Below are 19,225 nucleotides of genomic sequence, written 5' to 3'. Positions count from 1 at the left end.
CGAGCATCCTGATGTAAAACTAACCAATTATTAAATTAAATAACAACAATTTTTATGAAAACAGCATTTTATCTATTATCGAACCATTAAACTGATCCACGTTCTATCATTTTTACTAAAACCTCTTCTTGTGTTACGTCCTCCTTAATTGCCTGATTAAAAAGTTTTTTACCTACCTCAACTAATGGGATTTCAACTGTCGTAATTTTCATCGCCTTGGAGATTGGTTGATTATCAAAACCAATTATAGATAGATCATCTGGAATTATTATACCCTGATCCCTACAACAAGTGAGAATACCTGCAGCCACTTGATCACTCGTTACTAACAAAGCTGTTGGGTGATTTTCTAAATGTATAAATGATTGGACAACACGTTCACCATCCTCGAAATGGAAACAATTATTAAATATATAATTATTTATAAAAGGCAGATTATATTTTTTCAGAAAATCTTTATAAGCCATTTCTCTTTGTAAACTATTCGTACCCGTACTTCTCCCAATACAATAACCAATTTTCCGATGTCCCTTTTCATATAAATAGTTGAGACCAATTTTAAAAGCCTTGTAATGATCAATAAAAGTTGAAGAAACGCTTGTCTTCCTTGTATCCTCACTTAAGATTATTTGACCATATTTTAGATATTCTTGTATAATTTCGAATCGACAAATTCTTGAACAAATTATTAGGGAATCAATTTGTTTATGTTTCAACATTTCTAAAGCTTCAATTTCTCTATTTTCATCATAATTCGATTGAAATAACATTAATTTAATATTATTTTTTATGGCTTCATTAGCAATTCCCTCAACAATTAATCCAAAATATGGATGATTTGAAAATGGAATGACAATCCCCATGAGATTAGTTTTTCCTTTGCTTAAATTTACAGCATTAAAATTTCTGTGATAATTTGTAACTTCAATTGCGTGTAAAACTGCTTTTTTCTTATCCTCACTTACATATGGTTCATCATTCAATACTCTTGAGACAGTTGTAACCGAAACACCAGCCATCCTCGCAATATCTCTAATATTAGACATAACCTCACCTTTTCTAAATTTTTTCTTGCTCTGAAACTAGTTCCATACTTTACGATGACATTAAATTATAAAGGAGGAACTTATATGAATGTTCTATTGGGATTATTTTGTTTAATTTTCATGTGTAGCTCAATATTGTTTTTTTCTTATTTTGCTATCATACAACAAGAAAAGAAGCGAGTTAAGAAAGCATCCAAGAAATAATCGAACTACTTTATCGATTTAATATGAATAGGTTTTCAACACTAAGTTAATAATAGTATCGGTTATAAAGTAAAGGAGGCAAAAAAATGGATACAGAAAGAGCATTAGAAATTGTTTCTTCACCTAATATGATTGAAGTAACATGTGAAGGTGTACCAATTTATATTCAACATGTTAATAAAAATGAAGGAACGGCTAGAATTTATCCACTTGATGAACCTCAAAATGATAAAGAAGTCTCATTAAGTCATTTAAAGGAACACTAAAAAATCAACGTTCTGAATCTCATATTTCTTTGACTTTGACTACACACCGAAACCTCTTTTTAAGAGGTTTATTTTTTTGTTCTCATGACTTTTTTACCATTTTTTGGCACGTTTTTTTAAAAAAATAGTCGAAAAATTCTTTGAATTATCCAAAATCATATGTTATTATAAAAATCACTTAAAACTAACAAATAAATTATTTCTGTTAGTAATTGTCAGAAATTTCTGTTTTTATTACAAAACTATGAAAATAGTAATCTAAAAAACAGAAAACTATCAACAAGATTCCCAAGGAGGTTCTTATGAATTTATTTCGCAAAAAATCTGTCGCGAGTGAATCATCTAATTCACTCAAAAAAGTACTAGGTGCATTTGATCTTACTATGCTAGGAATTGGGGCAATCATTGGTACTGGTATCTTCGTTTTAACTGGTGTAGCAGCTGCTGACTATGCTGGTCCAGCACTTATTCTATCATTTATTATCGCAGGTTTAGCCTGTACATTTGCGGCGTTATGTTATTCTGAATTTGCTTCAATGATTCCAGAGGCTGGTAGTGCTTATACTTATAGCTATGTTGCTTTCGGGGAAATCGTTGCATGGATTTTAGGTTGGGATATGGTACTGGAATATGGACTAGCATCTTCTGCTGTTGCTAGTGGATGGTCTGGATATTTCCAAAGCTTACTCTCAGGATTCGGAATTCATTTTCCAACAGCATTAACAAGTGCATTTGATCCTTCTAACGGTACTTTCATTGATTTACCGGCGGTTATAATTGTTTTATTAGTAACTTTTATCCTTACTAGAGGCGTAAAAGAATCTGCAAAATTAAATACAATCATGGTAATAGTTAAATTAGCGGTCGTATTACTTTTCATCGCAATCGGCGTTTGGTATGTTGAGCCAGGTAACTGGACACCATTTATGCCAAAGGGATTCTCTGGTGTAACTGCTGGAGCTGCTGTTGTAGTATTTGCTTACTTTGGTTTTGATGCAGTATCTACTGCTGCTGAAGAAGTTAAAAACCCACAACGTAACTTACCAATCGGAATTATCTCGGCTTTAGCAATTTGTACTATACTTTATATTGTAGTTTCATTAATTCTTACTGGTATCGTTCCATTTGATAAACTAGGTGTAAAAGACCCTGTTGCTTTTGCATTAAGCTTTATACATCAAGATTGGGCAGCTGGATTCATTTCTCTAGGTGCAATCATCGGTATTACAACAGTATTAATCGTAATGATGTTTGGACAAACTCGTCTATTCTTCTCTATTAGTAGAGATGGATTACTACCAAAGAAATTATCAAAAGTTAATACAAAAACTCAAGTTCCTACTGTAAGTACTTGGGTAACTGGTGGCCTAGTTGCTGCGTTTGCTGGCTTAATTCCACTTAATAAATTAGCAGAATTAACGAATATCGGTACTTTATTTGCTTTCTCTGCTGTATCGTTAGGTATCCTAGTATTGAGAAGAACACAACCAAATTTAAAACGTGGATTTAAAACACCATGGGTTCCTGTGATTCCTATATTAGCTATTCTCTTCTGTGGATTTTTAATGTCTCGTCTATCAGCGTTTACTTGGAAAGGTTTTGTAGTTTGGTTAGTAATCGGACTAGTTATTTATGTAGCTTACGGTTATAAAAATAGCCGACTAAACCCAGCAAATTCAATAGATAAAGATTCAAATCAATCTGCATAAACAAGAAATCTCCCATCATGGGAGATTTTTTTTAGTTTAATGGCAAAAATGCTAACGAAAACAGAATATCGCTTTAGTTATTTTTATAGTAAAATATGTCCAACAAACAATTAATTAATTTAAGCGATTAGATAAATTAGTGCGAAAGAATCGATATACGAAATCTATTTATTATGTAATAAGGAGTTGGAGAAATGTTTCCTTTAAAGAATTACTATGAATCGTTTATAAAAAAGGACATCATAGGTTTAAAAAGAGATGTCGCTTTAAAGCGATTAAGTAACTTACTTGCATGTCAAAAAATTAGTAAGGATACGAAAGAAGTTGTTCATATCCGCTATTTTACATGCACAGAATCACTTCAGCCTTCTGATACTTATTTAGGGACAATCGCGCTAAAGTTCTCTAATGGATATGTTGTTGAATCAGCAATCTCAATACCAAAAGAAAAAAATTAGTGCTCTCATCAATTTCAATTAGGTTATAGCCTAATTGATAAATAGACTAGTTTCATAGTTCTTAAAATTACATACGATACATTATCCACCTCTCCTATTTTGTAATATTTTCACAATTAGCTACATTACCCTTAAAGGGACTAAAAACCCTAAATTTTTGAGGGAAGGAGGTAATAATGTATGAGTACTGGACATCATTTTCATCATCATAGCTTCGCTCTAATCGTTGTATTATTTATCCTATTGATCATCGTAGGTGCAGCTTGTTTCTCATGTAATGACGGTTACGGAGGCTATGGACACCACTGGTAAAAACTAAAAAACATAAAACTCCTGTATTTTACAGGAGTTTTTTTTACATATGAAACTGATCGTTTAATCATATTAGTTTATGTTACCAATATAGACTTTCAATCAAATAACATTTTTTACATTTTTGGATGTAATTCTCTTTTTGAAAATCATGCTTACACTTTTTTTGTATATGATTCAGTTCTTTTATTAGCAGCTTTAAATTAGCTTCTAATTGTTTAATTTCTTCCGTAATTTGATTCACACGATTTGCCAAAGGTATCCTCACCCTTACTGATAGATTTCTCCACCATTCTTTCTAAACTCATTCGCTTTTTCTTTCAGTCCTTCATCAATTGCAGTTTGGTCGTTCATTTCGCCATTTTTTACTAAATCACGAATATCTTGTGAAATTCTCATACTACAAAATTTCGGACCACACATTGAACAAAAGTGAGCTGTTTTAGCCCCCTCAGCAGGTAAGGTCTCATCATGATATTCTATCGCTCTTTCTGGATCAAGTGATAAATTAAACTGATCACGCCATCTGAATTCAAATCTTGCTTTAGAGAGTGCATCATCTCGTTTTTGTGCTCCAGGATGCCCTTTTGCTAAATCAGCTGCATGAGCTGCGATTTTGTATGTAATCACGCCGATTCTCACATCCTCTTTATTTGGAAGTCCAAGATGTTCTTTTGGCGTTACATAACAAAGCATAGCTGTTCCAAACCATCCAATCATCGCGGCACCAATTGCAGAAGTAATATGGTCATATCCAGGTGCAATATCTGTTGTAAGTGGGCCAAGTGTATAAAATGGCGCTTCATGACAGATTTCCAGCTGCTTATCCATATTTTCTTTAATTAAATGCATCGGAACATGGCCAGGTCCTTCAATCATGACTTGAACATCGTGTTTCCATGCAATTTTTGTTAGTTCGCCTAGTGTTTCTAATTCAGCAAATTGCGCTTCATCATTTGCATCAGCAATTGATCCAGGACGTAAACCATCTCCTAAAGAAAAGGTCACATCATATTTCTTCATGATCTCACAAATTTCCTCAAAATGAGTATATAAAAAACTCTCTTTATGATGAGCAAGACACCACTGAGCCATAATCGACCCACCTCTAGAAACTATACCCGTTACTCGTTTTGCCGTTAGCGGAATGTATCTTAAAAGAACACCCGCATGAATAGTAAAATAGTCTACCCCTTGTTCTGCTTGTTCAATTAATGTGTCCTTAAACACTTCCCAACTTAAGTCTTCTGCAATTCCATTCACTTTTTCAAGCGCTTGATAGATTGGAACAGTTCCTACAGGTACAGGAGAATTACGAATAATCCATTCACGTGTCTTATGAATATTCTTTCCAGTTGAAAGATCCATCATCGTATCTGCTCCCCACCGAGTTGCCCATGTCATTTTTTCGACCTCTTCTTCAATCGAGGAAGTGACAGCCGAGTTACCAATATTAGCATTTATTTTCACATGAAAATTACGCCCTATAATCATAGGCTCACTTTCTGGATGATTAACATTCGATGGTATTACTGCCCTTCCACTAGCTACCTCTGCTCTCACAAACTCACTGGAGACATTTTCTCTAATCGCAATAAATTCCATCTCAGGGGTAATGATTCCATTACGAGCATAATGCAACTGTGTGATATTCCCTCCATTTTTTGCTCGCAAAGGTTTTCTTTTAAGACCTTGAAAATTATCAATACTTTTTTGAGATGATAGTTCTTTAAACCCATTATCTTCAGGCTTTATTTCACGCCCTGCATACTCTTCTACGTCATTTCGTTCGATAACCCATTTTTCTCTAATTGGATCTAAACCTTTACGAATATCAACTGACATGGTGGAATCTGTGTATGGACCACTTGTGTCATATACACGAACTGGTGCATTTTCCTCTTCCCCAAATGTACCAGTTGTAGGACTTAATTCAATTTCACGCATTGGAACTTTAATGTCAGGTCTAGATCCTTCAACGTATACTTTTTTACTGCCAGTGAAACTGGACATGATTGAAAAATTCATTTCATTTACAAAATTGTTCATTGATTACATTCTCCCTTTTAAATGAATTAAAAAGGACGAAATCTAATCCATTTTAAGCATGAAAAAAGCCGAATCTTATAATTAAGACCCGGCTGATGGTTAGTAGACTACAATAATGATAAATAATCATTAAAGAGTAGATTCTAACTTCCCCACGCTGGTATGAACCAGATCAGGTCCTGAGGGTTAAGAAACTTTAACGTGTTTCTCTCTCAGCCCAACTAATTGGACACCCCTAGTCAAACTATTAAAATGTACAGCCTTAATATAAACCCACTTTTCAAATTTGTAAATCATTTTATTTACCTAAATTTTTACAAAAAAAGTTAATCTTGTTAAAAAGTGTCTTAAAAGTTATTTTACAAAAAAGCAATACTTCTTCAGAAAAGAGCATAAAAAAAATATTTTATAGCCTTAATAATTCTATATCTCTTAAGTATTTAACTCTGTTTTTATATGTTGCTTTTAATTTACTAAATTAATTTTATATTGAATTAAATTTTTTATATGCTATGCTAAGATTAATTTTCATAGATATTCATCACTAGGGGATCCCTTGATAAGGGCTGAGAATAAAGTAGCTACTTTTAAACCCTCAAAACCTGAACAGGCTAGTACCTGCGTAGGAAAGTGGCGCATCTATTTGTGCTTTTTTTGTGCAAATTAACCACTTTCCATATTAGGAAAGTGGTTTTTCTTTTGAAAAAAATACGGTATCCCAAATGAAAGAGGCGATCGAATGGAACTCTTTGCAATTACGGATGATAAGCACTCAATCGATGATCTTGCTTCAAAAATTATTCAAATTATAGACGTTGTTGATTTTGTACATATTCGTGAAAAATCGAAAAAAGCAGGCGAAGTAATTTCACTTATAAACCTTTTGAAAATCAACAAAGTGTCTATGGAGAAAATAGTCATTAATGACAGATTGGATATTGCAACCTTATCGAATTTATCTAATTTTCATTTACCCAGTCAAGGACTCCCGATTGAATCAGTAAAAGAATATTTTCCTAATTTACGAGTTGGTCAATCTGTCCATACACTTTCTGAAGCAAAAAAAGCTCAATCTAATCAAGCAGATTACGTCCTATATGGTCATTGTTTTGAAACAAAATGCAAGGATGGAATACCACCGAATGGAGTCAACCAACTAATTAAAATAAAAAAATCTCTGAATATACCAATCTATGCGATAGGTGGAATAACGCTAGATCATATCCAACTTTTAAAAGAGATACAAGTAGCGGGAATTGCCGTCATGTCAGGAATTTTTTCTTCTTCAGACCCATATAAATCAGCTCTACAATTTTACGAAAAGGTACAGGATCACTTATGAAAAAGAAATTTGATGTAGTCGTTATTGGTGGCGGAATTATAGGATGTTCCATTGCCTACTATTTAGCAGAAGAAAAAATAGACGTTGCAGTTTTAGAGGGTCAGCAAGTTGGGCAGAAAGCAACAAAAGCTGCGGCAGGAATGCTTGGCGCACATTCGGAATGGAGTCACTCTAAATCATTCTATACTTTTGCCCGAGACAGTCAGCAGTCGTATTTTCAACTCCACGAAGAATTAAAAGAGCTAACTGGAATTGATCTAGAACTTAAGAAAGGAGGAATTTTCAAACTTGCCTATACAGACGTTGAAAAATATCAATTGGATTCCCTTATTACACAAACTTCTGCCAAATGGTATGAGCGAAAAGAGGTTGCAAATCAAATACCTGACATTCATCGAGACATAATAGGGGCAGCTTATATTGAAGATGATGTAAATGTTGTACCTTATGTTGCTTGCCAAGCTTTTAGCAAAGGTGCTCAAGTACACGGTGCTACTATTTTAGAATTTACTCATGTTCTTGGAATTCAAAAAAAAGAAAAATATTTCACTATACAAACAACTAATGGTCATTTTGAAGCAAGGACTGTAGTAATTGCAAGTGGCGTTTGGAGCAATTCATTTTTTAAACAACTTGGGCTAAATCATCAACTTTTTCCTGTTAAAGGTGAATGTCTTTCAGTAACAACTGAAAAAGTAATTTTAAAACACACCCTCTTCCATGAACAAAATTATATCGTTCCTCGAAATAACGGAAAACTTGTTATTGGTGCAACGATGATTGAGAACAATTGGAATGAGAAACCAAGTTTAGGTGGCATTGAATTCTTAATCCAAAAAGCAAAAAGGATGCTTCCCGCAATTTCTGATTTAAAAATAGAAGCATTTTGGGCAGGGTTACGTCCAAGTACCTTTGATCACAATCCATTTATTGGGATTCATCCTGAGGATGACAATATTTTATTTGCAACTGGCCATTTCCGCAATGGAATCCTTCTAGCTCCAGCAACTGGAAGACTGATTAAAGATTTGATTATACAAAAGAATGTAAAAACTGATTGGGTAGAAGCTTTTAAAATTAATCGATAGCATAATACGATTTAGCGAGGTGATTAACATTTGAATATTAAATTAAATGGAAAGGTCTTACAGCTTCCCGATTACATAGCTACAATACAGGATTTACTTTTAAACTATCAGTTAGAAAATCGAATTGTGGTAGTCGAGTTAAATAAACAAATTATATATAAAGACCAATATGCATTTACAGTTCTCTCGAACGAGGACAGTGTAGAATTAATTCATTTTGTTGGCGGAGGTTAATTATGTTAAAAATAGGCAACCAAACATTTCATTCAAGATTATTACTAGGGACTGGCAAATATCCAACTTTTGAAATTCAGAAAAAGGCTGTTGAGGTATCAAGTGCTGAGATTCTTACTTTTGCTGTAAGAAGAATGAACATTTTTGAGGATTCACAACCAAATTTCCTGGAACAATTAGACTTAACTAAATATAAGCTGTTACCGAACACAGCTGGTGCAAAAACTGCAGAAGAAGCAGTACGAATAGCTAAATTAGCAAAAGCATCAGGCTTATGTGACATGATAAAAGTTGAAGTGATTGGATGTGTTAAGTCTCTGCTACCTGACCCAATCGAAACTTTGAAAGCTTCCGAAATATTATTAAACGAAGGCTTTATTGTGTTACCTTACACATCAGATGATGTCGTTTTAGCAAAACGTCTCGAAATATTAGGGGTTCACGCTATAATGCCTGGTGCATCTCCGATTGGTTCAGGGAGAGGTATTATAAACCCATTAAACCTCAAATTCATAATAGAGCAATCAAACATTCCTGTTATAGTTGATGCAGGTATTGGCTCGCCAAAAGATGCTGCTTATGCGATGGAACTTGGCGCCGATGGTGTGTTATTAAATACGGCTGTTTCAAATGCAAAAGATCCTATAAAAATGGCGATTGCGATGAAGATGGCGATCGAAGCAGGGAGACTTGGCTATGAAGCTGGTAGAATAGAAGAAAAAAACTTTGGTGTAGCAAGTAGTCCTTTTACGGGGTTGGTGAATTCTTGACAAACCGTTATGTAAAACAAGAATTATTTATTGGTACAGCTGGTCAATTAAAAATACAAAAAGCTCATGCCATTATTATTGGGTTAGGTGCACTTGGATCATCGGTTGCTGAAATGCTTGTAAGAGCTGGAATAGGCAATATAACGATTGTTGACCGTGATTATGTTGAATGGAGTAATTTACAAAGGCAGATTCTTTATACTGAAGAAGATGCTATAAAAAAATTACCGAAAGCTATTGCTGCAAAAAATCGACTTCAACAGATTAATAGTAAGGTTAAAATTAATAGATTTATAACAGACGTTACGAATTTTAATATTGAAGAATTAATAAAAGATAAAACAGTTATTCTCGATGCAACTGATAATTTTGAAACAAGAATGGTCGTGAATGATGCTGCAATTAAACATGGTATTCCTTTTATTTTTGGGGCTTGCGTGGCAAGTTACGGTCTTACTTTCCCTATCATTCCCGATAAAACACCATGTCTACATTGTCTTTTAAATCATATACCAACACTAAACATGACATGTGATACGGTTGGAGTAATCAGTCCAATTGTTCAACTAATTACTGCTTATCAGGTAACTTATGCCTTGCAACTTATTACTAATTATGAGCTATCACCTAGCTTGCAGTCATTTGATATTTGGAAAAATGAAAAATCAGAAATAAACATTAGTCAATTAAAAAATATAAATTGCCCAACATGTGGTCCAGAACGGATCTTCCCATTTTTAAAAAATGATGGTCAAATGAAAACAGATATTTTATGTGGGAGAGATGCCATCCAATTGCGAGTAACATCCCCAAAAAACATCTCACTAAAAGACTTAGCTCAAAGATTAGTAGGCTATGTAAATGACTTAATTGTAAATCCCTACTTACTATCATGTACGTATGAAAGCCATCGAGTTGTATTGTTTAAAGATGGTCGAGCCATAGTTCATGGTACTAAGGAACCTACTATTGCCAAAGATATATACAACAAAATCTTCGGCTAAATTAAAAAACATGAAAACTTAGTAAGGTTTTCATGTCAGTGTGTAAACAAAGTCCCAAAAACCTGATAGTCAGATTGATTGAAAACGCTTGCCTTTCGAGGCGCGAAGCCTGATGAGGAGCGGAGTTACTAATGACGGTATTTCAGCACCGCAAGAAGGCGAAGCAACGAAGAAAGCGCGCGTTTCTCAACAATCTGACATGAAAACTTATTTAAGGTTTTCATGTTCGTGAGTAGACAAAGTCCCAAAAACCTGATAGTCAGATTGATTGAAAACGCTTGCCTTTCGAGGCGCGAAGCCTGATGAGGAGCGGAGTTACCAGTGACGGTATTTTAGCACCGCAAGAAGGCGAAGCAACGAAGAAAGCGAGCGTTGCTCAACAATCTGACATGAAAACTTATTTAAAGTTTCCATGTTTTCACTATGGAACATTCACTACGAATGGTACAATAAATACCTTTCCCTTTTGTTTAAACTGTCCCCAAATTTTATATGTTCCTTTTTTAGGAAAGCTTGTCATAAATTCAGCATCTGGCCCGCTTGCTGTTTCATTCATAGGATGAACATGCAAGTATGTCTCTGTGTCACCACTTATCACAACAACATGTCCAATCGCTCCCAAATAAGGCTGCAAATCTGAAATAGCCTCCTTTGATTTAGCATCTTTCATTGAAAATGTCATTTTAATTTCCTTATTTATCATTAATTGATCAAATTTTAAAGTAACTTCTTTTCCATCAACAGTTTTTGATAATACTTTATCTTCAACGAGAGAGCTTGGTTCTGCCTTTTTACCCGATACCTCTATTGATTTTGTTTTTACAATTTTAGAAGATCCTTTTGGTACAAAATCTGCAAATAATTTATACTCTCCACCAGTTGGAAAATTTGTTGATACTGTAAATAATCCTTTGCCTTTATATCGAGGATGTAAATGTTCGAAAAAAGACAAGTCTTTACTTACAACGATTAAATGCATTAATTTCTCATGCTCTAGTTTAAATTGATTTATTGGTTTTCCGGATTCATTCTTAACTCGAATCGTTAATTCCTGATTCTTTCCACTCTCTGGACTTCTTTCAAATGAAAAACTTACTTGAGTCCGAATTTTTTTCTCTTTTTCTTCATGGTTCATATTGTGATGATTCGATCCTGTATGTGTTTTGTTTCCACAACCGCTTAAACCAATAATTGTTACTAAACTAAGTAATAATAATAGGTTTTTCATCATCTTTTATTTCTCCTCAACATTATGATAAATTTTGTTATCAATGAAAAAGCGAACCATGGTTCGCCTTTTGTTTATACAATATCGTATCCTTGATCTTCAATCGCTTCTTTCACTTTATCAACAGTTTCAGAGTTTGAGTAGTTGAATATTACTTCTTTATTCTCTAGATTGACTATGACATTATTTGTATCAGACACACTTTCAACAGCTTTTGTTACTGCAGCTTTGCAGTGCCCACATGTCATACCATTTACTTTTAACATTGTTTCCATTATAAAATCCTCCTAAAGTTTAATTCGTTTTAATCGAAGTGCATTTAAGACAACCGACACTGAGCTAAATGCCATTGCAGCACCTGCTATCCAAGGTTGAAGTAACCCAATAGCAGCAATCGGTATACCTAAACTATTGTAAAATAGTGCCCAAAACAAGTTTTGACGAATATTTTTCATTGTTTTTTTACTCAAATCAATTGCTTTTGGAATATGTGCCAAATCACCACCAACTAAAGTAACATCCGCTGTTTCAATTGCTACATCAGCACCAGTACCGATTGCCATTCCTATATTTGCTTTTGCAAGAGCTGGCGCATCGTTGATACCATCGCCTACCATAGCTACGATCTTTCCTTGCTTTTGAAGTTCTTCTACAATTTCAGCTTTCTTCTCGGGTAAGACTTCAGCATAGACATTTTCAATCCCTACTTGTTTAGCGATAGCATTTGCAGTCCGCTTGTTATCTCCCGTTACCATAAATACATCAATTTTTAAATCTTTTAAGGCTTTAATCGCATTTTTGGAAGAATCTTTAATCGTATCTGCAACAGCTACAATTCCTTCTACATTCTCGTTAATTGCAACAATCATACCTGTTTTTCCATTTGACTCGAATGTAATTAATTTTTCTTCGATTAATGATGTATCAATATTCTTTTCATCCATTAATTTACGTGTACCTATATAAATCTTACTATTATCTATCATTCCCTCTACTCCATACCCAGGGATTGTCACATAGTTGGTTACTTCCTTTAATTTGAGCTCTTGTTTTTTAGCATATTGAACAATCGCATGAGCTAAAGGATGTTCAGACATTTTTTCAATACTTGCAACCATCAATAAAAAATCATCTCGTAAATTTAGATTGATGATATCAGTCACTTCAGGTTTTCCATTTGTCACTGTACCAGTTTTATCAAGAATAACTGCATTAATCTTGTTAGTGGTTTCTAAATATTCTCCACCTTTATAAAGGATGCCTTGTTCTGCACCTTTACCACTTCCAACCATAATCGAAGTTGGAGTAGCCAAACCTAGCGCACAAGGACATGCTATAACTAAAACAGAAATTCCTATTTCAATTGCTCTCGGTAGATTTTGTGTGTCAATTACAAAATACCATAGAATAAAAGTTAAAACGGCAATTCCAATGACAATTGGTACAAAGATAGTTGAAATGCGATCGGCTAATCGTTGAATAGGCGCTTTTGATCCTTGGGCTTCTTCAACAATTTTCACAATATTTGCTAAAGCAGTATCTTTTCCAACCTTTTCTGCACGTATTGTGAGAACACTATTCCCATTTACGGTAGCTCCAACGACCTTATCATCTCTCTTTTTATCTACTGGTAATGACTCACCAGTAATCATTGATTCATCAACAGTAGAAATACCTGATAAGACTATTCCATCTACTGGTATCTTTTCTCCTGGTTTAACAAGTAGGATATCTCCTACCCTCACTTCTTCCAAAGAAACACTTTTTTCTTCCCCATTTTTTAGAATTATTGCTTCTTTTGCTTGAAGCTCCAATAATTTAGATATTGCCTCAGTTGTTTTACCCTTGGCAATATGTTCAAAATACTTACCAAGTAAAACTAAAGTAATTAAGATTGCACTTGTTTCAAAATAAAGATGTGGTGTATACCATTCGTTAGATATTGTCTTAATTGCTTCTATAAAACTATAAAAATAGGCGGCTGATGTTCCTATCACTACAAGAACATCCATATTTGCACTTTTGTTCCTTACAGCTCGATATGCTCCTACATAAAAGTGCCATCCAATAATGAATTGTACTGGTGTAGCAAAAATGATCTGGAACCAGGGATTCATTAATATATGCGGCATCCATATATTGGTACGAAATGGGATATGAGCCACCATTGAATATAGTAAGGGTAAAGAAAGGACAATGGAAATGATTAACTGAAGTTGTTTTTTCTTTGTTGAATCCTTCAGACTACGAACTTCTTCACTTTTTATCGACCCTTTATATCCTATCTGTTCAATTTTGTCCAAAATCGTTTGAATCGGAAGAACTTCAGGTAAATAAGAAATTGTTGCAGTATTCATAGCAAGGTTAACATTCACATGAACGATTCCATCCATTTTTCCAATCACTTTTTCAATTCTTGCAGAGCAAGCAGCACAAGTCATTCCTTCAATATTTAAAGATACCTTTTCTACAGCAACCTCATATCCGATCGTTTGGATTTTATCTATTAAATCAGTCGTCTGATATTTTTTTTTATCATATATCACAGTGGCTCTTTCCAATGCAAGATTCACATTCGCATTGATGCCATCCATTCGATTCAAACTTTTTTCAATTCGGGTTGCACATGCAGCACAGGTCATACCCTCGATACCCAGTGTTAACTGCCTTGCATCATTCATCTTTTCCAACCCCTTTATTTTACATACCGCTTAATTACATCCATTAATTCACTTACAGACTCTTGACCATTATTATCTTTGACTGCTTTTAACATACAATGATTCGCGTGTCGTTCAATTAATGAAAAGCTTACTTTTTTCATCGCAGCTTCAACGGCCATAATTTGAGTTAATATATCTATACAATATCGATCTTCTTCAACCATTTTTTGAATTCCTCGTACCTGACCTTCTATTCTACGAAGACGTTTCGTTAAATCAGTTATTTCTTCTTCACTTCTAGGGACCATTTGATCATCATGACAATTTTCCATTTCATCACCTCGATATCATTATATACTCATAGGGGGTATAGGTGTCAAATTTTTATTCTATTTATTTTAAGATGTCCATATGATGATATAAAGCGAATATTTAGGGGGTACCAAATATGTTTACCGGTTGGATTTGCATTAGTGCAAGTATTATTATGACATTCGTATCTATCTATTTGAGGCCAACTAAAGATGATCGGATGAATCAAATGATGTATATGATGATGATTAGTATGACAACTGGTTTAACGATTGGCATATTAATTACATTAAGCTTTCATGAACACTTCTTCTATTCGTTAATCTTTTCGATGGGTCTTTCTGCATTTATCGGATTATGTATCGGTATAAGGCTAGACTTTCTTGCTTTACTTGAAGGGATCTTTACAGCCATCATGTCTAGTATGATGGGAAGTATGATTGTCGTTATGCTTTCTATTTCAGAAGCAAACACACTTTTATTAATTTGTTTATTGCTATTAACTTGTACTTCTTTATTTTGTACGGTCATCATTTTAAATGATCGATTTCCGAAGCTATTATCCTCATTCTTTCCAGCTATTTTTATTTCTAGCCTATTACTGATTGCAACTGTGTATTATTCATTTACTCATTTCGAAAATCAACGTATATCGGTTGAAATACAAACACCACATTCATAATAAAAGGCTATTTTCATATAAATTGTTGCTCATTTACTTAAAAACAACAATCTTTTAGAAAAGAGCCTAATAAAAAGACACCATTTACGGTGTCTTTTTTTGTTAAAGTTATTTTTTTATGGAAACTTTGTAATTAACAATTTCATCGTAATACTTTAAGGTAACATGTTCCTTTATAAGTTCATCTTTTTGAAATCTTTCTTGAATTACTACTTTAGCGACATATTCTTTTCGGACATTATCTTTTGCATCATCAATTGCAATTACCGCTTCGCAGAGGTCTGCCATTTTATTCGCTAGCTTTTTAGCATAAAATGTCTGAAGATTTGAATCTAATGTAGAGGCATATCGTACGACGTCCTCTAATTCTTCCATTTTTTGATTAACTAAATTCGTTTCAATCTCTAGAGATGATTGAACATTTACTAATTTTGATTGGATAAATGACTTAAACACTGGGAATGCATTCATTTTATGAAATAATCGTAATACTTCTAATCCTAAAATATTTGCAGTTCCTTCCCAAACCGTTAATACTTGAGCATCTCTCAATAAACGAGGTGTAACAAAATCTTCTATATAACCGTTACCTCCATGCATTTCTATTGCCTCGTGCGAGAAATGGATGGCTTCTTCCGCTGTACGCATTTTTAAAATGGCAATCAGTAATCGAACTAAAGCTTGTTCTTCCGTTGCGCCACTTTCGTTTCCGATTACACGATCATACAAAGCAATTAAATTAAATACTGCGCTAGTTTGTACTTCTTGTATTGAGGCAAGTTTTGAAAGTGTCTCTTGAATCATAGGATAGTTTGTTAAAGGGTGTCCAAATGCTGGTCTATTTTTTGCATAGTTTTTTGCTTCAACATATGCTCTTCTCATTATTCCAACTGAAGCAACTGCATTACAAATTCTAGATAAATTCAATGCTTCCATCATATAGTTGATGCCTCGACTTGCATCCCCTATTAAAAATGCTTTCGCTCCATCGAATTCTATTTCACCAGATGGTACAGCTCTAACACCTAACTTATCCTTTAATCGACGAATCGTAAATCCATTGTTGGATCCATCATCGTTCTTCCAAGGTACTAGAAATAGACTTAATCCTTTACTTCCAATCGGAGCTCCTTCTATTCTTGCTAGAATAGTAGTAATGCCACATTGGCCAGCATTACTAGCAAAATACTTTTCTCCATAAATTCTATAATAGTCACCATCTTTAACTGCCTTCACTACATTTGCTCCAACGTCTGAGCCACCTTGTCTTTCAGTTAAAAAGGTTGCACCTTCATATAAATCAGTTTCACCAGTTGAAAGTAAGTGAGGAAGATATTTCTCTTTTAAAGACTCATCCGCATATCTTTCGACTAAAAAAGTAGCTGCCATTGATAAAGTTACGGGACAATAGAAGCCAGCTTCAGTTTGGGATAATAAATAGCCTTGTGCGTATGAATAGATATAATTCCCTTTTACACCTAACCCTGGAATCTGTTTATGAATATATGCAACAATTCCCCTATTATAGGTATCTTTTACTGTTTGTTTATACCCCTCATTTACCCAAACATGCGAAATATCGTTTCCATACGAATCATATTTTATTAATCGTGGTTGCCCTTCTCGATCAGTGTGAATTGCACGTTTATCAATCTCATTGGCGCAAAGCTCCCCGAATTCCTCTAGTTCATTATTTGCCCAAGCCATAAACTCTTTACTTAAATATTTAGCTAATATGTCTTGTAGATTCTGATCATCTAAATAAAAATTCATCGTTACACCATCCTATTTTGTTTTTAATAGCGTTTTCAGGATCTTCCCTGTTGCATTTCTAGGAAGTTCGTTAACAATTTCATACAATCTAGGAATCTTATAACTGGCTAATTTCCCATCTAAAAAGCGCTTACACAATTCTTCATAATTAGCTGTTTCGTCATCAACTACAAGGAATGCTTTAACCGTTTCTCCCCATATTTCATGATGGGTCCCAACAACTGCAGCTTCTCTAACCATAGGTATTGTTTGAAGTAAATCTTCTACTTCTTTTGGATAAATATTAACGCCACCTGAAATGATGACATCCTTTTTTCGATCAACTATCCAGTAATAGCCCTCTTGATCAACCATTGCTAAATCTCCTGTTTTTAGCCACTCACCTATAAATGTTTCTTTCGTCTTTTCATCATCTCGGTAATAACATTTCATCGTACCTTCACCTTTTAAGACTATTTCACCAACTTCACCAATTCCTACATCGTTGCCATGTTCATCAACTACTTTTATTTCGCAATACAATGCTCCACGATTTCCGATGCTTCCAGCTTTTTGGTAATGATCTTCACCAACTAATAGTGTTCCGCTAGGTCCTGCTTCTGTTAACCCGTATACGCAAGTAAAATTCGAGGACTGGAAAGCTTCTTCAATAAATTTGTAGTCATTTGAAGAAAAAGGTGATCCGCCATAAATCCAGCGTTGAATTGAAGATAGGTCATACTTATTTATAGGAAGAGTTTTCGCCGTTAATGTATAAACAACAGGCGCACCAAAGAAGTGCGTTATTTTTTCATCTTGAACAGTTGTTAAAAATTTCTCAGGTACAAATATTGGTAACAATACATGGGTTGACCCTGTTATCAGTCCACTCATAAAGATTAAATGCAAAGGTGCAGAGTGGCTTAATGGCATCATATGAAGTAAACGACTATTTAGATTAACATTCATTTCAATACAAATCATTGTTGCGACAGTCAAGATATTCTTATGAGTAAAAAGAACACCTTTTGGACTTCCCGTCGTTCCTGAAGTATAAAGAATCGACACCTCATCTTCCTGAGCACTAGCGTTAATAATTTCTTCAGATGAACCATTTGAGACTAACTGTTCAAACGAATGCCACCCATCATTTCGATGGCCTGTTTTTATACAAATAACTTGCTCATTTTCCCATTTGTCAATTTGAGGGTGTAACAATTCGTGAACAATTATTGCCTTTGCATCACAGTGATTTACAATATAGGAAACTTCCATTTTTGTTAATTTTGCATTGATTGGTACGATAATCGCTCCGATACGAATTGTTGCAAAGTAGGCAATCACGAATTCAATTGTATTTGGCATATAAAGAACTACACGGTCACCCTTATTTATGCCAAGACTTAATAATGAATGTCCAAGTTTGTTGACCTCTTCATTCCATTGTTGAAATGATAATCGCTTTTCTCCAAATACTAAGGCTTCTTTATTTTTATACTTTCTACTATTTACTTGTAATAGACTTGAAAGATTCATACTACACCTCAATTTCAATTAATATTTGTTCAAGCTTATTTTTCATTTTTATGATTTCATCTTTTAATAGGTGAAGTTCACTAATTTTATTTTCTATTTCCTCAATCTTTTGATTTCCATATTCAATTGTTTTTTTCAATTGCTTTTCACCAGTACGGTCAATTGTAAAAAGATCAATCATATCTTTGATCTCTTGTAAATTAAATCCTAAACTCTTACCCCTTTGAATCAAATAAAGTCTAGTACGATCCTTTTGGGAGTATTTTCTTCTACCACTTTCCGAATACGTAGGTTGTAACAATCCAATTTCCTCATAATACCTTAATGTTCTATGAGTCATATTAAACTCTTGAGTCATCTCACCAATCGAAAAAAATTCCAAAATCCCCTCCCCTTTCCAGCTTTGCTTTTATTATAAATGTTACGTTAACGTAAGTTTCAAGATAGAATCTTTCGACAAATAGCATGATTTAACCTTTTTACTAGGAGTACTTTTTTCTAAATGCTGTTTTCTTTGAAGGTTCTAAGTTGATCTCCATTCCAGGATACTCGCTTTCTGTGGGGTGGGCT

The 19,225-nt window shown here is 34.1% G+C and carries 18 protein-coding genes, 1 pseudogene and 2 riboswitches; of the genes and pseudogenes, 10 read left to right on the top strand and 9 right to left on the bottom strand.

Annotated features, from left to right (window positions below):
- Positions 1–86 precede the first annotated feature (86 nt).
- Complete coding sequence (locus tag B7R65_RS07780; protein ID WP_088042204.1) at positions 87–1,046, bottom strand: LacI family DNA-binding transcriptional regulator; 960 nt, start codon at positions 1,044–1,046, stop codon at positions 87–89.
- Positions 1,047–1,336: 290 nt separating this feature from the next.
- Between B7R65_RS07780 and B7R65_RS07775 the strand changes: the two genes are divergently transcribed.
- The 4 genes and pseudogenes from B7R65_RS07775 to B7R65_RS07760 all read left to right on the top strand — a co-directional run.
- Positions 1,337–1,516: an H-type small acid-soluble spore protein gene (locus B7R65_RS07775; RefSeq protein WP_088042203.1), complete on the top strand. Its 180-nt coding sequence runs from the start codon at positions 1,337–1,339 to the stop codon at positions 1,514–1,516.
- Positions 1,517–1,818: 302 nt separating this feature from the next.
- Positions 1,819–3,225, top strand: a complete 1,407-nt coding sequence (bcaP, locus tag B7R65_RS07770) for a branched-chain amino acid transporter BcaP (protein ID WP_088042202.1) — start codon at positions 1,819–1,821, stop codon at positions 3,223–3,225.
- A gap of 194 nt (positions 3,226–3,419) precedes the next feature.
- On the top strand, positions 3,420–3,683 hold the full coding sequence (locus B7R65_RS07765; protein ID WP_088042201.1) for a hypothetical protein: 264 nt from the start codon (positions 3,420–3,422) through the stop codon (positions 3,681–3,683).
- Between the two features lie 180 nt (positions 3,684–3,863).
- Positions 3,864–3,959, top strand: a pseudogene (locus B7R65_RS07760) (YjcZ family sporulation protein); the annotation flags it as partial.
- A gap of 306 nt (positions 3,960–4,265) precedes the next feature.
- On the opposite strand, the gene thiC reads toward B7R65_RS07760, so the two are convergent.
- The gene (thiC, locus tag B7R65_RS07755) at positions 4,266–6,044 is read right to left on the bottom strand and encodes a phosphomethylpyrimidine synthase ThiC (RefSeq protein WP_088042199.1); all 1,779 of its coding nucleotides are present in this window, start codon (positions 6,042–6,044) and stop codon (positions 4,266–4,268) included.
- A 132-nt stretch (positions 6,045–6,176) separates the two neighbouring features.
- A riboswitch (TPP riboswitch) is annotated at positions 6,177–6,291 on the bottom strand.
- 289 nt (positions 6,292–6,580) lie between these two features.
- Positions 6,581–6,690, top strand: a riboswitch (TPP riboswitch).
- 93 nt (positions 6,691–6,783) lie between these two features.
- Here thiC and B7R65_RS07750 point away from each other — a divergent pair.
- The 5 genes from B7R65_RS07750 to B7R65_RS07730 are packed head-to-tail and all read left to right on the top strand — an operon-like array spanning position 6,784 to position 10,482.
- Positions 6,784–7,386, top strand: coding sequence for a thiamine phosphate synthase (locus B7R65_RS07750; protein ID WP_088042198.1), 603 nt, complete (start codon positions 6,784–6,786; stop codon positions 7,384–7,386).
- Positions 7,383–8,474, top strand: a complete 1,092-nt coding sequence (gene thiO / locus B7R65_RS07745; protein WP_088042197.1) for a glycine oxidase ThiO — start codon at positions 7,383–7,385, stop codon at positions 8,472–8,474. The genes B7R65_RS07750 and thiO overlap by 4 nt, the downstream gene beginning before the upstream one ends.
- Before the next feature lie 30 nt (positions 8,475–8,504).
- Complete coding sequence (thiS, locus tag B7R65_RS07740) at positions 8,505–8,708, top strand: sulfur carrier protein ThiS (RefSeq protein ID WP_088042196.1); 204 nt, start codon at positions 8,505–8,507, stop codon at positions 8,706–8,708.
- Between the two features lie 2 nt (positions 8,709–8,710).
- A complete protein-coding gene (locus B7R65_RS07735; RefSeq protein ID WP_088042195.1) occupies positions 8,711–9,478 on the top strand; it encodes a thiazole synthase in 768 nt (255 codons plus the stop codon).
- Positions 9,475–10,482 carry a ThiF family adenylyltransferase gene (locus B7R65_RS07730; protein WP_088042194.1) on the top strand — a complete coding sequence of 336 codons (1,008 nt, stop codon included), beginning with the start codon at positions 9,475–9,477 and terminating at the stop codon, positions 10,480–10,482. Before B7R65_RS07735 ends, B7R65_RS07730 begins: the two co-directional genes overlap by 4 nt.
- A gap of 421 nt (positions 10,483–10,903) precedes the next feature.
- Here B7R65_RS07730 and B7R65_RS07725 read toward each other — a convergent pair whose 3' ends face one another.
- The 4 genes from B7R65_RS07725 to B7R65_RS07710 form a co-directional block, all read right to left on the bottom strand.
- Positions 10,904–11,713, bottom strand: a complete 810-nt coding sequence (locus B7R65_RS07725; RefSeq protein WP_256941209.1) for a hypothetical protein — start codon at positions 11,711–11,713, stop codon at positions 10,904–10,906.
- 71 nt (positions 11,714–11,784) lie between these two features.
- Positions 11,785–11,985 (bottom strand): cation transporter, encoded by a 201-nt coding sequence (locus B7R65_RS07720; protein ID WP_088042193.1) that lies wholly within the window; start codon positions 11,983–11,985, stop codon positions 11,785–11,787.
- A 12-nt stretch (positions 11,986–11,997) separates the two neighbouring features.
- Positions 11,998–14,391: a heavy metal translocating P-type ATPase gene (locus tag B7R65_RS07715; protein WP_088042192.1), complete on the bottom strand. Its 2,394-nt coding sequence runs from the start codon at positions 14,389–14,391 to the stop codon at positions 11,998–12,000.
- A gap of 14 nt (positions 14,392–14,405) precedes the next feature.
- On the bottom strand, positions 14,406–14,705 hold the full coding sequence (locus B7R65_RS07710) for a metal-sensitive transcriptional regulator (RefSeq protein ID WP_088042191.1): 300 nt from the start codon (positions 14,703–14,705) through the stop codon (positions 14,406–14,408).
- 116 nt (positions 14,706–14,821) lie between these two features.
- On the opposite strand from B7R65_RS07710, the gene B7R65_RS07705 reads away from it, so the two are divergent.
- Entirely contained in the window at positions 14,822–15,367 is a 546-nt protein-coding gene (locus B7R65_RS07705) for a hypothetical protein (RefSeq protein ID WP_088042190.1), read from the top strand.
- A gap of 108 nt (positions 15,368–15,475) precedes the next feature.
- Here the strand turns inward: B7R65_RS07705 and B7R65_RS07700 are convergent, their stop codons facing one another.
- Genes B7R65_RS07700 through B7R65_RS07690 form a run of 3 tightly spaced genes read right to left on the bottom strand, consistent with a single transcriptional unit; the run spans position 15,476 to position 19,037 of the window.
- Complete coding sequence (locus tag B7R65_RS07700) at positions 15,476–17,140, bottom strand: acyl-CoA dehydrogenase family protein (protein WP_088042189.1); 1,665 nt, start codon at positions 17,138–17,140, stop codon at positions 15,476–15,478.
- 12 nt (positions 17,141–17,152) lie between these two features.
- Positions 17,153–18,655: a class I adenylate-forming enzyme family protein gene (locus B7R65_RS07695; RefSeq protein WP_088042188.1), complete on the bottom strand. Its 1,503-nt coding sequence runs from the start codon at positions 18,653–18,655 to the stop codon at positions 17,153–17,155.
- 1 nt (position 18,656) lies between these two features.
- Positions 18,657–19,037, bottom strand: a complete 381-nt coding sequence (locus B7R65_RS07690) for a MerR family transcriptional regulator (protein ID WP_088042187.1) — start codon at positions 19,035–19,037, stop codon at positions 18,657–18,659.
- Between the last annotated feature and the right edge of the window lie 188 nt (positions 19,038–19,225).

The organism is Bacillus sp. EAC (assembly GCF_002156875.1).
GTDB lineage: Bacteria > Bacillota > Bacilli > Bacillales > Bacillaceae_G > Gottfriedia.
Note: the sequence above shows the minus strand (reverse complement) of the source record. Positions and strands in the feature narration are given on the sequence as shown.

Excerpts from the sequence above, each read along its gene's own strand:
- B7R65_RS07780 (WP_088042204.1), bottom strand. The coding sequence starts at position 1,046 with ATGTCTAATATTAGAGATATTGCGAGGATGGCTGGTGTTTCGGTTACA.
- B7R65_RS07775 (WP_088042203.1), top strand. The coding sequence starts at position 1,337 with ATGGATACAGAAAGAGCATTAGAAATTGTTTCTTCACCTAATATGATT.
- bcaP (WP_088042202.1), top strand. The coding sequence starts at position 1,819 with ATGAATTTATTTCGCAAAAAATCTGTCGCGAGTGAATCATCTAATTCA.
- B7R65_RS07765 (WP_088042201.1), top strand. The coding sequence starts at position 3,420 with ATGTTTCCTTTAAAGAATTACTATGAATCGTTTATAAAAAAGGACATC.
- thiC (WP_088042199.1), bottom strand. The coding sequence starts at position 6,044 with ATGAACAATTTTGTAAATGAAATGAATTTTTCAATCATGTCCAGTTTC.
- B7R65_RS07750 (WP_088042198.1), top strand. The coding sequence starts at position 6,784 with ATGGAACTCTTTGCAATTACGGATGATAAGCACTCAATCGATGATCTT.
- thiO (WP_088042197.1), top strand. The coding sequence starts at position 7,383 with ATGAAAAAGAAATTTGATGTAGTCGTTATTGGTGGCGGAATTATAGGA.
- B7R65_RS07735 (WP_088042195.1), top strand. The coding sequence starts at position 8,711 with ATGTTAAAAATAGGCAACCAAACATTTCATTCAAGATTATTACTAGGG.
- B7R65_RS07725 (WP_256941209.1), bottom strand. The coding sequence starts at position 11,713 with ATGATGAAAAACCTATTATTATTACTTAGTTTAGTAACAATTATTGGT.
- B7R65_RS07720 (WP_088042193.1), bottom strand. The coding sequence starts at position 11,985 with ATGGAAACAATGTTAAAAGTAAATGGTATGACATGTGGGCACTGCAAA.
- B7R65_RS07715 (WP_088042192.1), bottom strand. The coding sequence starts at position 14,391 with ATGAATGATGCAAGGCAGTTAACACTGGGTATCGAGGGTATGACCTGT.
- B7R65_RS07710 (WP_088042191.1), bottom strand. The coding sequence starts at position 14,705 with ATGGAAAATTGTCATGATGATCAAATGGTCCCTAGAAGTGAAGAAGAA.
- B7R65_RS07705 (WP_088042190.1), top strand. The coding sequence starts at position 14,822 with ATGTTTACCGGTTGGATTTGCATTAGTGCAAGTATTATTATGACATTC.
- B7R65_RS07700 (WP_088042189.1), bottom strand. The coding sequence starts at position 17,140 with ATGAATTTTTATTTAGATGATCAGAATCTACAAGACATATTAGCTAAA.
- B7R65_RS07695 (WP_088042188.1), bottom strand. The coding sequence starts at position 18,655 with ATGAATCTTTCAAGTCTATTACAAGTAAATAGTAGAAAGTATAAAAAT.